The following is an 11414-nucleotide window of genomic DNA, read 5'->3' as shown; positions in this document are numbered from 1 at the left end:
AGAATCGGTAGGCTGTGTCCCTGAAATGCGTTGCGGGCGATCGCAAACTGCTCTATTTTTATTATGGTAACAGGATTTACGCGCTCCGACCAAAGAAACCGGGTTTTTACCGAATCTGCTGGTTGGAGCGCGTCTTTTCGTTAAAAACCCGGTTTCTGACCCACCGTTGGTAACTTATATCCAGTTAATTAACTTAGCACTTTTTAGGAAAATTGACAACTATAAAACACAGAAAATACCGACACATATTGTAGTACAAACAGCTAGGATATTAGTTGTCATCTCTGAGTTGGCAAAGTTAAAATATAGATAACTAACAAATAAAAATTGCTATCTATGAAAATACAATCTTCTGTCTTAGTCCACCTGGGATTTGGCAAATATGTACGCTCCGATCGAGTAACAGCAGTAATACCAATTGAAGAAGAACGGGGGCCCGGTCGGCGCACTTTCGTACACGTAGACGGCGAAGCAGACCCGATCGTTGCTTCGCGCGCGGAAGATACAATCGTTCGCGATTTGGTGCAGGAACCGCGCGAAATAACTCAAGCTCGGCAGCAACAAGAAATCCTGCAAGATTTGCTTGCCGATTTGAGCAATGTTAACGTCACCGTGCGACGCATCAGCCGCGATGAAGGCGGACTCGATCTCGAACGTTTGGAGCGCCGCATTCGCCAAATTTTAGACGCCTAAAAACAAAAGACCGCCCGGGCGGTCTTTCTTTTTGTTTGTTTCGCTAAAATTTTTAAGTTGAGGGCTTCAATGTAACTTCGATGTCCGCTAAACCAGTGAGTTTTTCCACCACTGGTGCTTCTTCAACTCGCGGTACAAAAATAGTTAAACCTCCCGGAACGCACTCAATAGAAACCGGAGTCATGCCGATAATTTCCCCGTCTAAAACCACTTTTTGAGGCGGATCGGTAGTAATTTTTATTTTTTTTGCCCGCAAATAACCGATGTCATCGCGATCGGTAGGATTGCCGCTCAAAGCGGTTTGCAATAGGTGATAAGAAGCTGCGATCGCCCCAGCTTTATTCTCCGGCGCAACCAGCGTCACGTCCAGCAAGCCGTCATCAAAAACAATCCCCGCCGGGCCTTGAGCTAAAATGGAAGTAGGCGGCGCTGCATTTGCTACTGTTACGGCCACAGCAGTAAGGTGGATAATTTTATCGTCGGTTTCTATTTCCGCTTCAAATCTTTCTAAATTGTTTAACTGTTTAATTCCTGACAAAATGTAAGCCAGCATTCCCCAGCGATTCTTCATTTCGCGATCGGCTAGTTCGACAGTTTCTGCCTCAAAACCCACTCCAGCTAACAAAACCATCGGCATTTTACCGTTGCAAATCCCGGCATCCACTACCCGCGTCAACCCTCCCAAAATAGTGGCGCAGGCGGTTTCAATTGTATTCGGAATATCTAAAGCATTCGCAAAAGCATTAGCCGTTCCCCGCGAAATAATTCCTAAAGGAATATTTGTGCTCACAATCGCCCCAGCAACTGCTGATAATGTGCCGTCGCCCCCGGAAGCAATAATTTCTTCAACTCCCCTAGCAACTGCTTCGCGGGCGATTTGATCTGCGTCTAATTCTGGGGTTGTCAGACGAATGTCTAAGTCAATAAAAGGCTCTAAAAGTTCCTGAATTCTAGCTAAGTCTTGGTCGGGGTCGCTGTTACCGGCGACTGGATTGAAAATTAGGCAAGCTGAACGTTTCATAGTTGGTAATAGGTAATACGTAACGTTTATATCGAAGTTTCGCTCCCCCTAAATCCCCCTTAATCAGGGGAGTAGGAGTTGACTTTGAGTGTTCTTGTCCACCCCCTACTCCCCCTGATTAAGGGGGGTGAGGGGGGGATCAAGACTCAACTATAATGCTGATTGATATCATGTCCGATCGAGTGACCGCGATTAACAGGGCAGGTTTTTGAGATTGTCAATTATTGGCAGATATTTTTCGTGAGGGGAACCCCTACCGTATTAGGGGTAATCGACCCGACATAATATGAGACATGGTTTTAAGATTAAGTTAACACAAATGCCATGCCCGCTAAACTTCGACAACAACCCTCACCTATTTTTCAAAGGTTTAGTTAAGACTTGACAAAAGTCCACTCTAAGACTTTGCGCGGAGCTTTGTGCAACGCTTCCTTGATTTCCTCATTGGTGTCAAATTTGACTTGATTTAAATTGCACGCTTCGACGTTGACAGTAAATTTATCGTCTTCAAAAGGCCAAGGAGTTACAGTCACGAGTTCGTTGCTGTGCTGTACAATATCGTAGCGCTTGCCGTCCGGGCCGACACTAATTTCTAAAGCTCGTTCTCCTGCAGGTAACTCGCGGCTGCAAAGAATTAATGATAGCCGATCGCACCACTGGAAAAAAGCATAAGCTGCCTTAGCATCTTCCTCGGAAATCTTCAACTCTTTTTGCCATTTTTTTTGATTTTCCAGTTGTTCGTCCAAAAATTCGTCGAGTTCCTTGGACTCTCCCCGCTTTCCTTCGTTGAGATAACTCATGTGCATAGAAATCAGCATGGCTACCCACCTACCGCGATATAGGGAATTCTGCGTCATGGCTTTAATTTTAGGCAGAGAAGTTTCCGTCTGCAAAGTAAAATCAAAGGGCGCGCCCGCTTCAGTTAAAATATTTTCTTCCCACTCTTTCTCCAAATCATCGTGATGCGAAATCGCGGCTATGGTTTCGTACAACCGAAGCGGAGATTTCGAGCGCTTCCACTGTCCGCCAAGTTGGGCGGCGAGCAAAGCATGGGCGCGGTGGTAAATAATTTCCCAGCCGGTGGCGGTTAAGTTAGCAATCATTGAATTTTTGTCCTGAATTAAGTGATGTTGGTTTTCTGGAACAGGCCGGAGTGCCTGTTTGGGCGGGCTCGCGTGCCCAACCCACAATCAAATTGAATTTTTGTGGAACAGGCCGGAGTGCCTGTTTGGGCGGGCTCGCGTGCCCAACCCCTACTCCCCACAATCCAATTGAATGACTGATGCTAAATCACAAAAGGTTCGATCGAGATATCCTGCCATTTCCCCTCAAATCGTTCGACAACAATAGGTCGGATGCGGAATTTGGGGGGACACCCATCGAGAACATCAATCCGCAAACACGAATAAGGACGACGTTTGTGGGAACCTTGACCGCTGCGGCCGACAAATAGCAAAGACTCCGCTACCCGCCGGCTGGCTGTTTCGGAACCAGACTGCCGCGCCAACCGATAAGCTTCAGGACTCAATGCTTCCTCCAACATCGGCCCTTCCGGGCGCTGGCGGCGGAGACTGTGGCCGCTTCCCCCGCAGACAATCCAATTAATCCCAGAGTCGCCGTGTCCAGTATCCCCAGTCCGCAGGTATTCCAAACAGTGAGCGTGGCCCGTCAGCACCAAATCTACTAGCGGACGCCCCTGCGCCGCGTCCCCAACAGCATCGGCCACCGCGTCGAGTACCTCGCGCAATCGCAACCGAACCGCCAAAGTTTGAGCTTGATTCCACTTTGTCGCCTCGGTTACGTAGGGGGGATGGTGCAGGTAAATTACCCGCCCCCGCACCTCGGAATCCCGCCAAGAGTCAATCAGCCTTTTTTTCAGCCATTCGAGCTGTTCAACGTCTGTGGCTGCTGTTTTGTGCGACGACAGTTGTTTGTCAATATCCATCAGGATTTCGTCAACTTGCTCTAACTTGGCGCCCAAGTCGTCTAGCTGTTCGGCTTCCTCGGGAATTTCGGGGTTTAGCCGATCGCAGATTTCGATCATTGCCAATTTTTCTTGTTCCAACTTCTGACGATCGAGTTCCAAATTCTGGCGGCGAATGTCGCCCTGTTTGGTTTTCGGGATCGGTAATGGTTCGTTGAAAGTGTTGGAGTCAAGGGCGAAGAAGTCGATGCCGCCACTGCAGAAGGTGTAGTAGCGGTTGGGTAAGCGGGTAAAGCGTCCGGGTTGGTAGCGGAGGCAGCGGCCTGTGCTGGTGCTGGCGGTGTAGTGGGCGTCTAGGTGGCGATCGAGTTCTCCCGGCATTTTGTGAGCTTGCAGGTAGTCGAGAAAGGCTTTGGCGTAGGTGTTTCCGCGATCGGAACCGTGCCAGCCGACATCGAGATCCAACTTGGAACCCAACAGCCGGCGCAGCGGCAAAGCTGTCGCCGACAGAATGCCGTAGACTATCGGCAAGTCGTAATAGTCGTGGTTTCCCGGTACGGGCAAAAACGGAAAGTTAAACACCATGCGATCGTAGGCAATCCGAGATGGCTCCTCGCCGCCGACTATAAATTCTCGGTAGGGGCGAATAAAGTTTTGCAAGTAATATTCGCTGGAACCGACGAGATAAACTACATCGCCGGTGTGGAGGACGAAACGGCAAGTTTCGCGCTCGGAGACCATCTGTTCGGCAATCTGTCGCTGGGGATTGTAGCCGCGGTGATTGCCCGTGCCGCTGTCGCCTACAACTAAAAACGAAAACTCTGGAGAGTCGGTGGTTGGAGATTCCAAAACCATCCGAGTTTGGTCGATTCCCCGATGGACGATCGACTGTTCTTGCCACCGCACCCGCTCGTTCATTTTGCGGATTTTGACTTTTATTTGCGGGTCGGAAACGAATTTCAATTCACCTCTTCTCCAAAATTGCTGAGTTCCTAGTTAATAGTGTAGCGATCGGGCGAGTTTTTACCTCTCTCTAAAAGCTGAAAATCGAGGCGCGGGTACTCAGCAACCGGGTTTGGGACGAGAATACGGCGTTAAAACCGATCGCAACGGCCAAAAACCCGGTTTCTTTGGTTTGAGGCGCGGGTACTCAGAAACCGGGTTTTTTACCAGAATATTTCCTTAAAACCGACAGCAACGGCCAAAAACCCCCTAATCCTTTCCTCCCGCAACTATTGCCGAGGAGTGTTCAGGTTTTATTTGATAATCTCAATCAACACTCAAGGCATCGAACCACTGTAAAATCCGATTCCAGGCCCACCACCGATCGCTATCACCAAATTGATGCTGACAGCGTTTACTACTGATATGCCCAACATGACCGCCGTAGGCTGTCACCACTAATTCTAAGGCAGAATTGTTCGCGCCAATGGCTTGCAACTCAGAGACAAGCACCGGATCAAACATCGGATCGTCTGCTGCATAAAGGATGTAAGTGGGTTTTTTGAGGTGAGGCAAAATGTGTAGAGCGCTGCTAGCCTCATAGTATTCTTCCACAGAGGAGAAACCTAACGGGCCAATTACCAGTTCATGGTCAAAGCCCCAAATGCTGTTGGCGCGTTCAATAGCGGCAGGATCGATCGCCCCTGGATGCGATGCGGCGATGTTTTTTGCTAGTTTTTTTAACTGTCGCGCGATCGCTTTTTCTAAAAATTTCCCCCACTCATCTTTAACTAGATAAGACAGAGAACGGTTCGAGTCCAAGCTGGGGCAAATCACCGCCGCGCCTGCTAGTTCTGACTCTTCGAGCCCTAAGTCAGGCCCCCAATCTGCGATCGTCTGAGCTGATTTTACGGCCCACAAGGCTAATTGTCCCCCCAGAGAATAACCAGTGAACCAAAAAGGGGCGGGACATCCCATTTCTTTAGCAGCGGCAGCAATCCGAACGAAATCTTCACCTTCGTATAGACCATCAGAAGTCAGGGTGGGAGAGAGTTGGGCAGTTTTGCCGTGAGCTCGCCAGTCAAATAACACCAATGCACAGCCTTGGGCATAGGCTTTACGGCCTAGTAGCTTCAGATACCATTGATTATCCAGATCGCCAGTAATGCCGTAAGTGCCGACAATGGTATATCGGGGATTTTCGGGGATGGCAACCCAGCCGAAAATCGGGACTCCACAGGCACCAGTAAAGATGTGTTCTCGGTAAGGGGGTTCTGGGTCAGCGATCGTCTTTTCCCAGCGGCGACTAGCCCTTAATGCGGTGTACAACGTCATTAACAGGCCGTTGTTCAGCAGCCAAGGTGGAGTATAGGCAATGGTCATAAGCGGATGTGGGAAATGTCTGTCTTGTTGGTGGGATTTTTTTACTTGACAGGTTGGCTATTGTAGCGAATAACCCTGAAAACCGCAATACTTTTTGAGTAAATGCACTCAAGGGCGAAGTCAAGCCAAAATATTAATGGCTATTTATTTGGAACCATTTATTGGCGAATAGAGAAGAATGCCAGCTAACGAGGTTTAGCATATTGTAGCCGATCGCCCAAACTACAAAAACCAGGTTTCTGAGTCTTGCATCCCCTCGCAGATGTACAATAGGACGATCGCACTCTGCGACTCCAAGCGCGATCGAGCTCTACACCCTGGCCCAAGTGGGCGACATCAGAGAGAACGCAGTAAACAAATATAAAATGGAAGCAATACAACTGTCTTTATTCTCAAACGAGGAAGAACCAATTCCTGCCAAAAAGCAGAAGAAAGCAAAATTAGGGCGCTACGAACGCATCCAACGCGAACTCGAAGCAAATGACTGTGACCCCTACAAGATATTCATTGATATTGAATCTCAGTCACTGCCAAAATCCGACTATACATTTGTCGATCTTTTTTGCGGTGCGGGCGGCATGACCCAAGGTTTATTGCAAGCAGGTTTTCGACCAGTAGCAAGTGTTGAAATTAATGCGATCGCCTCAGCAACTCATACAAAAAACTTTCCCGATTGCCATCACTTGTGCGACGATATAAAAAACTTAAATCCCCAAAACTTGCTCGCTGAAATTGGTTCGCCAGAAGTTCATGTTGTTGTAGGTGGGCCGCCGTGTCAAGGCTTCTCAGTTGCAGGAAAACGCGACCCCAACGACCCTCGAAATCGCTTATTTAGAGAGTTTGTCCGCGTGGTCTCTGAAATACGTCCTTGGTATGTTGTCATGGAAAATGTACCCGGAATATTGACTATAAAAAAAGGAGCTGTTAAGCAAGCCATTTGCGATGCTTTTCAGGAAATTGGCTATCCCCATATGTCCGTTGCTGTTCTGGAATCAGCCGCCTATGGAGTCGCGCAAATCCGCCCGCGAGCTATTTTTATTGCCAATAGATTTGGGATGCAAAATCCCTATCCGAAGCCGCAATTGTTTCCAGAACAATACCAAGCGATTGAGTCAGCAATTGATGATTTACCAGAATATACTCGCATACCGGAAATTAACCACGAATGGACTCGTCATTCTGTTGAGTACATGGAAAGACTTGCTAAAGTTCCACCAGGCGGTTCTTTGTATGAAAGCTACGCCGATGCTTTCAAGCGACAGTATCCGGGAAAACCGAGTATGACTGTTAAAGAAAATCACGGCGGCACTCATATTCATCCTTATCTTAATCGCGTGATTTCAGCTCGCGAAATGGCAAGATTGCAAACTTTCCCGGATTCATTTATTTTTGAAGGTTCGATGAAAAAGGCAATGTGGCAAATTGGAAATGCCGTGCCGCCTCGTTTGGCGGAGTGTATCGGCTTGGCACTTATTCCATATTTGACTGATATTGCTGTGAACAAACCTAGTAAAGTTATTCTTCCAGGCAAAGCCTAAGAATTAGCAAATAAGATATTACTGATTTTCCTCGCGACGCTGAACTTTTAATAATATATTACTGGCAAACTTTGGTGTACCTGCTTTTTCACCTAAAAAATTAATTAATTCAGTAAAAGTCTTTGGGGGATTTTTGTACTTTTGAGACTGTTGCTGTAATAAATCAACTATTGAGTCCGGGTATTCGTCCAATAAATCGCTCAGAAACTCATCGGGCGACTGTGCTATAATGTTCCAAGGAGCTAGATCGTTTTCTCTAAAATCCTTGAGATTATTGGTGACAATGATATCAGCTCCAGCAGTTATGGCTGCGGCAAGAACGTGACGGTCTTTAGGATCGTTGGTCATTGCTTTCTCTAGTGCGACAGGCACTTCAACCATTGCTTCAGGAAAGGCTATTTTGATTGTCCTTTCAAGATTCTTTGCTTTCTCCTGCGAAAGTGTTCCTCCTTTAACAAGATTGCCTATTACTTCATCAATGATTTTCTGAGACCAATAGGGTAAATACAAATCTTCATCAGCAGTGGAAAGCAGAGTATCGCGCAAATACATCGGGAAAAGGACGCAAGCATCAAGTACAACACGCAGCTTAGTCATATTAAAGATTCAATTAGTCCTATTCCTCGTACAAGCCAGCTTCTTCAGTCATCTCGATTAACTCGTCTAATAATTGGCGTCGCTGAACTTTACGCTGTTGCTTGTAGGTCATTAAATCTTGAAAAAGTATGCGTCGGCGCGAACCAACTTCAATATAAGGAATTGCTCCTTCATCTAGCAATTTGACAATGAACGCTCGCGATACATTCAGGAGATCGGCAGCTTGATGCACCGTCAGTTCGCGATTGTGAGTTACTATCGATACAGCTTGACCCGATGCCATTGCGCGCACAATTTGACCCAACAAATTGTAAACTGATTCGGGAATGAGAATTTCTTCTCCATTACTTGCCACTAATTTTACTTGTGGGGATTCGATGCTGAGAATCTGCTGTAATTTTTTTATAGCTTCTGTTTCTTGTTCGGTAATTAAAACAGATTCTGGCGATGGTTTTTGTTTCAACATAGTCTCTCTTGTGATGTGTTTTTCTAGGATTTACGGTTTCATTCAGCCTGAAATAATCGTTCTATCTTCTTAATTGCTGGCAATGACTTACCTTCAGCTTCACAGCTTTCGATTAGTAACTCTAGTACCTCTCGCGCATTGTAGATAGCTTCTTCATAAGAATCTCCGTGAGTGACTGGTTGCATTACATCCTCAAATTCGGGCAAAAATACGACAAAGCATCGATCTTCTTCTGACCATTGGATAACAATTGTATATTTCATGGTTCTGAAGTTTCGGGTTGAAATTATAGTCCTGGACACCCTAGCCCACAAAGAAACCGGGTTTTTTAACTCTTATTGAGGGTTTTAAGCAAGTATTGTGGTTAAAAAACCCGGTTTCTGGCTACCCGTGCGTAAGTTCTGAATTATTATACTCGATCGCCCGATCGCCCGAAATTCCCCATCCCGACTCAAGACCGAGGCCGCGCAGATGTACAATTAGGGCGATCGCTCAGTTAAAATGAAATAGTATACGTTCGGATAAAATGAGACTATCGCCAACATTGAGGGGAATAAGATGACTTCTCAAACGATCGAACTTTTGGAAGATTTGCTAGGCAAGTTACAACACTTACTCCCGGAAAATCAGCAGCTTCTGTTAGCTTTTGCAGAGTTTTTGCTGGAACGACAGATGCGATCGATCCCCGAAAACACTTCAGTTGAAGCTGCACCCCCTCCTGGGCAACAACGGGTTTTGGGTCTGCATCAAGGGATGGGCTGGATGAGTGAGGATTTTAACGAGCCACTTCCTGATGCGTTGTATTAATAACTTTACGCAATCTGCAATCGTTTTCCCAAAGTTTGAGGTTCTGGTAGAGGTTTACCATCTTCTTGATAAAGTTCTATCAATGTTTCTAACAATTCTTGTCCGTGTTTGGCCGCTTCCTCGTAAGTGTGTCCGTGAGTGCAAGGCTGCATGACATCGGTAAACTCAGGCAAGCTGACAACAAAAAGTCGATCTTCTTCTGACCACTCGATGATGAGACTGTAATGGCTATTCATTCTTCTATCTCCTTCAGTTTCTGCAAATCAGAAATTACTCTTTTTTCGTGATAATTAGGTGCATCATCACCATCATTACCTGATAGTGTAATTTTTTCAGGTAATAAAGGGTGTTCCCATACAGTGTGACTGCCCTTTCCCTGTCGGTAAGTAAACCCTGCTTTTAGCAATAGGCTTTTCAATTCTCGAATCTTTTTAGGCATGAGTGATGCCAGCTAATCAGGTTTAGGATATTGTAGCCGATCGCCCAAACTACAAAAATACAAAAACCTAGTTTCTGCACTCCAACCAAAGAAACCGGGTTTTTACGAAAAGACCCGTTGTAGCCCGCAGATTCGGTAAAAACCCGGTTTCTGGGCCCCATGCTAAATCCTATGGCCCTTGCATCGCCTCGCAGAGGTACAATAGGACGATCGCATTCCCCAACTCCCACCGTGATAGAGCGCTACACTTTGCCCGAAATGGGCAACATCTGGACTGAAACCGCCAAACTGAAAAGCTGGCTGCAAGTAGAAATCGCTGTCTGCGAAGCTCAAGCCGAACTCGGCTACATCCCCGCCGCCGCAGTCGAAGAAATCAAAGCTAAGGCTAATTTTGACCCGAAACGAGTCCTCGAAATAGAAGCCGAAGTCCGCCACGACATGATCGCCTTCTTGACAAATGTCAACGAATATGTAGGCGATGCCGGCCGCTACATTCACCTCGGCTTAACCAGTTCCGATGTGCTCGATACCGCTTTGGCGCTGCAATTAGTCGCTAGCGTCAATATCTTGTTAGAACGTGTCGAAGAATTGAGTCAAGCTATTCGCTATCAGGCTCAACAGCATCGCAATACCGTGATGGTTGGCCGATCGCACGGAATTCACGCCGAACCCATCACCTTTGGCTTTAAACTAGCAGGATGGCTGGCAGAAGTCTTTCGCAACCGCGACCGATTAGTGAATTTGCAATCGTCCATAGCAGTCGGCAAAATCTCCGGCGCAGTCGGAACCTATGCTAATATCGATCCGCGAATTGAAGCGATCGCCTGTCAAAACCTCGGACTCGAACCCGATACCGCATCGACTCAAGTCATTTCGCGCGATCGACACGCCGAATACGTCCAAACCTTAGCACTCTTAGCAGCATCGATCGAGCGTTTTGCAGTAGAAATCCGCAACCTGCAACGCACCGATGTTCTCGAAGTCGAAGAATTCTTTTCCAAAGGGCAAAAAGGCTCATCCGCCATGCCTCACAAACGCAACCCGATTCGATCGGAAAGACTCACAGGAATGGCGAGAATCGTCCGCGCCAACGCCGTCGCAGCCTTAGAAAACGTAGCGCTTTGGCACGAACGAGACATCTCTCACAGTTCCGTAGAACGGATGATTTTGCCCGACAGTTCTACAGTAACTCACTTCATGTTAGTAGAAACCACAGACTTAGTAAAACACCTGCTAGTCTATCCCGAAAACATGAAGCAAAACATGAACCTTTACGGCGGAGTCATCTTCAGCCAGCGGGTGATGTTAGCTTTAGTAGAAAAAGGCACGAGTCGCGAAGACGCCTACAAAATTGTGCAATCTTGTGCTCACGAAGCCTGGAACAAACCGGGCGGCAATTTCTACAATTTAATTGCTAAGGACGATCGGGTAACAGCTAAGATGACCACCAAAGAGATTGATGATTGTTTCGATCCGCAGTATCAATTGAGGCACTTAGATTTAGTGTATCAGCGCTTGGGAATTTGAGGAGAATTAACAATTAAAAATGACTCAGAGAGAAAAGAGAGCGAGCGTTCTCGCGCTTGTTTCACAGTCCGCCGGGG

At 46.9% G+C, this 11414-nt stretch carries 13 protein-coding genes; 4 read left to right on the top strand and 9 right to left on the bottom strand.

Annotated features, from left to right (window positions below; translation table 11 throughout):
* The first annotated feature begins 336 nt into the window (after positions 1 to 336).
* Positions 337 to 693: a hypothetical protein gene (locus QUB39_RS01760; protein ID WP_006631047.1), complete on the top strand. Its 357-nt coding sequence runs from the start codon at positions 337 to 339 to the stop codon at positions 691 to 693.
* A gap of 52 nt (positions 694 to 745) precedes the next feature.
* On the opposite strand, the gene QUB39_RS01755 is transcribed toward QUB39_RS01760, so the two are convergent.
* The 4 genes from QUB39_RS01755 to QUB39_RS01740 form a co-directional block, all read right to left on the bottom strand.
* Complete coding sequence (locus QUB39_RS01755; RefSeq protein WP_333054482.1) at positions 746 to 1714, bottom strand: YegS/Rv2252/BmrU family lipid kinase; 969 nt, start codon at positions 1712 to 1714, stop codon at positions 746 to 748.
* A 374-nt stretch (positions 1715 to 2088) separates the two neighbouring features.
* Positions 2089 to 2817 carry a DUF3891 family protein gene (locus QUB39_RS01750; protein ID WP_333054483.1) on the bottom strand — a complete coding sequence of 243 codons (729 nt, stop codon included), beginning with the start codon at positions 2815 to 2817 and terminating at the stop codon, positions 2089 to 2091.
* A gap of 182 nt (positions 2818 to 2999) precedes the next feature.
* Positions 3000 to 4601: a metallophosphoesterase gene (locus QUB39_RS01745; RefSeq protein ID WP_333484987.1), complete on the bottom strand. Its 1602-nt coding sequence runs from the start codon at positions 4599 to 4601 to the stop codon at positions 3000 to 3002.
* Between the two features lie 306 nt (positions 4602 to 4907).
* On the bottom strand, positions 4908 to 5963 hold the full coding sequence (locus QUB39_RS01740) for an alpha/beta fold hydrolase (RefSeq protein WP_333338008.1): 1056 nt from the start codon (positions 5961 to 5963) through the stop codon (positions 4908 to 4910).
* Positions 5964 to 6328: 365 nt separating this feature from the next.
* Between QUB39_RS01740 and QUB39_RS01735 the strand changes: the two genes are divergently transcribed.
* Positions 6329 to 7501, top strand: coding sequence for a DNA cytosine methyltransferase (locus QUB39_RS01735; protein ID WP_333054486.1), 1173 nt, complete (start codon positions 6329 to 6331; stop codon positions 7499 to 7501).
* 18 nt (positions 7502 to 7519) lie between these two features.
* Here the strand turns inward: QUB39_RS01735 and QUB39_RS01730 are convergent, their stop codons facing one another.
* From QUB39_RS01730 to QUB39_RS01720, 3 genes are read right to left on the bottom strand one after another with little or no spacing between them, the layout of a single operon-like run.
* The gene (locus tag QUB39_RS01730) at positions 7520 to 8098 is read right to left on the bottom strand and encodes a PIN domain-containing protein (protein WP_333054487.1); all 579 of its coding nucleotides are present in this window, start codon (positions 8096 to 8098) and stop codon (positions 7520 to 7522) included.
* A gap of 19 nt (positions 8099 to 8117) precedes the next feature.
* Positions 8118 to 8564, bottom strand: a complete 447-nt coding sequence (locus QUB39_RS01725; protein WP_333054488.1) for an excisionase family DNA-binding protein — start codon at positions 8562 to 8564, stop codon at positions 8118 to 8120.
* Between the two features lie 38 nt (positions 8565 to 8602).
* On the bottom strand, positions 8603 to 8827 hold the full coding sequence (locus tag QUB39_RS01720; RefSeq protein ID WP_333054489.1) for a type II toxin-antitoxin system HicB family antitoxin: 225 nt from the start codon (positions 8825 to 8827) through the stop codon (positions 8603 to 8605).
* Positions 8828 to 9122: 295 nt separating this feature from the next.
* On the opposite strand from QUB39_RS01720, the gene QUB39_RS01715 reads away from it, so the two are divergent.
* Entirely contained in the window at positions 9123 to 9371 is a 249-nt protein-coding gene (locus QUB39_RS01715; RefSeq protein ID WP_333054490.1) for a DUF2281 domain-containing protein, read from the top strand.
* 5 nt (positions 9372 to 9376) lie between these two features.
* On the opposite strand, the gene QUB39_RS01710 is transcribed toward QUB39_RS01715, so the two are convergent.
* Together QUB39_RS01710 and QUB39_RS01705 are read right to left on the bottom strand one after the other, a co-directional pair.
* The gene (locus tag QUB39_RS01710) at positions 9377 to 9607 is read right to left on the bottom strand and encodes a type II toxin-antitoxin system HicB family antitoxin (RefSeq protein ID WP_015175593.1); all 231 of its coding nucleotides are present in this window, start codon (positions 9605 to 9607) and stop codon (positions 9377 to 9379) included.
* Positions 9604 to 9810: a type II toxin-antitoxin system HicA family toxin gene (locus tag QUB39_RS01705; RefSeq protein WP_106148795.1), complete on the bottom strand. Its 207-nt coding sequence runs from the start codon at positions 9808 to 9810 to the stop codon at positions 9604 to 9606. The genes QUB39_RS01710 and QUB39_RS01705 overlap by 4 nt, the downstream gene beginning before the upstream one ends.
* Before the next feature lie 231 nt (positions 9811 to 10041).
* Here QUB39_RS01705 and purB point away from each other — a divergent pair, with 231 nt between their 5' ends.
* Positions 10042 to 11337, top strand: a complete 1296-nt coding sequence (gene purB, locus QUB39_RS01700; RefSeq protein ID WP_333054557.1) for an adenylosuccinate lyase — start codon at positions 10042 to 10044, stop codon at positions 11335 to 11337.
* The last annotated feature ends 77 nt before the right edge of the window (positions 11338 to 11414 follow it).

The sequence above is a fragment of the Microcoleus sp. AT8-B5 genome, from assembly GCF_036705565.1.
In the GTDB taxonomy this organism is placed as follows: Bacteria; Cyanobacteriota; Cyanobacteriia; order Cyanobacteriales; family Microcoleaceae; genus Microcoleus.
Note: the sequence above shows the minus strand (reverse complement) of the source record. Positions and strands in the feature narration are given on the sequence as shown.

Bases quoted from the DNA above. Each gene is read 5' to 3' on its own strand.
- QUB39_RS01730 (WP_333054487.1), bottom strand. From the start codon at position 8,098: ATGACTAAGCTGCGTGTTGTACTTGATGCTTGCGTCCTTTTCCCGATG.
- QUB39_RS01705 (WP_106148795.1), bottom strand. From the start codon at position 9,810: ATGCCTAAAAAGATTCGAGAATTGAAAAGCCTATTGCTAAAAGCAGGG.
- QUB39_RS01760 (WP_006631047.1), top strand. From the start codon at position 337: ATGAAAATACAATCTTCTGTCTTAGTCCACCTGGGATTTGGCAAATAT.
- QUB39_RS01755 (WP_333054482.1), bottom strand. From the start codon at position 1,714: ATGAAACGTTCAGCTTGCCTAATTTTCAATCCAGTCGCCGGTAACAGC.
- QUB39_RS01740 (WP_333338008.1), bottom strand. From the start codon at position 5,963: ATGACCATTGCCTATACTCCACCTTGGCTGCTGAACAACGGCCTGTTA.
- QUB39_RS01720 (WP_333054489.1), bottom strand. From the start codon at position 8,827: ATGAAATATACAATTGTTATCCAATGGTCAGAAGAAGATCGATGCTTT.
- QUB39_RS01715 (WP_333054490.1), top strand. From the start codon at position 9,123: ATGACTTCTCAAACGATCGAACTTTTGGAAGATTTGCTAGGCAAGTTA.
- QUB39_RS01735 (WP_333054486.1), top strand. From the start codon at position 6,329: ATGGAAGCAATACAACTGTCTTTATTCTCAAACGAGGAAGAACCAATT.
- QUB39_RS01750 (WP_333054483.1), bottom strand. From the start codon at position 2,817: ATGATTGCTAACTTAACCGCCACCGGCTGGGAAATTATTTACCACCGC.
- QUB39_RS01710 (WP_015175593.1), bottom strand. From the start codon at position 9,607: ATGAATAGCCATTACAGTCTCATCATCGAGTGGTCAGAAGAAGATCGA.
- QUB39_RS01725 (WP_333054488.1), bottom strand. From the start codon at position 8,564: ATGTTGAAACAAAAACCATCGCCAGAATCTGTTTTAATTACCGAACAA.